2 protein-coding genes are annotated in these 707 nt (G+C 31.4%); one reads left to right on the forward strand and one right to left on the reverse strand.

Translation table 11 applies throughout. The features are described from left to right. Nucleotides 1-387 (forward strand): transposase (locus ACQY5W_RS13140; protein WP_428025427.1); only part of this gene is annotated, 387 nt, incomplete at its 5' end. Between the two features lie 54 nt (nt 388-441). Here ACQY5W_RS13140 and ACQY5W_RS13145 read toward each other — a convergent pair. Further along, nucleotides 442-707, reverse strand: a 266-nt coding sequence (locus ACQY5W_RS13145) for a hypothetical protein (RefSeq protein ID WP_428025428.1), incomplete at its 5' end; no start/stop codon positions are given.

Below are 707 nucleotides of genomic sequence, written 5' to 3' on the forward strand. Positions count from 1 at the left end.
AATATAATGAAGAAGTTTCGTATTTTAGTATATACAAGGCAAAAAAGACTATCAAGAGAAATTATTCAATCAGTTTCAGTTAAGAGTTCGTGTTCCGGAGCACAATTTCTACCGCCGTTTAAAAGTGGAAGTAGCGTAAAAGGACGGAGCAGAATTAGTAAAATAGGGAATGGGAAGCTTCGGAATTTATTATTTATGAGCAGTTTTAATACTTGTAAATACAACAAAGCTTGCAGAGCAATTTATGAGCGATTAGTCGCTAAAGGAAAGAGTAAAAAACTAGCCCTAATAGCAGTTTGTAATAAGTTATTAAAACAAGCATTTGCTATTGCAAAATCAGGATTGGTTTACGATCAAACTTACCGAAGTGTTTTAGAGATAAATTAATGAGTTTTTATTTGTTTTTTACCACAGTACTTTGTTGGCAACTGGTTTTTTTATTTATAAGTGACTTAAATTCAATTCCATTTTATTGTTTAAAGTATCTACTTTGAAATAAAACGGTTCAGCTCTATTTATTTCGTTGTAATTATGTTCAAAATCAAATCCACTGTCGTATTTTTTCCACGAACCTTTATCCGATTCCAATTCCGCACTTTTAAGAATTTGCTCTACAATATTTTCCTCATCGGGTTCTTTATATTCAATTGTCAGTCCGATAGAATAATCAGAGTCAAAAGCACCTTCAGTATGTTCGATTAAGTTTT

Origin of the sequence: Arcobacter sp., assembly GCF_050300555.1 — a bacterium.
Taxonomy (GTDB): domain Bacteria; phylum Campylobacterota; class Campylobacteria; order Campylobacterales; family Arcobacteraceae; genus Arcobacter.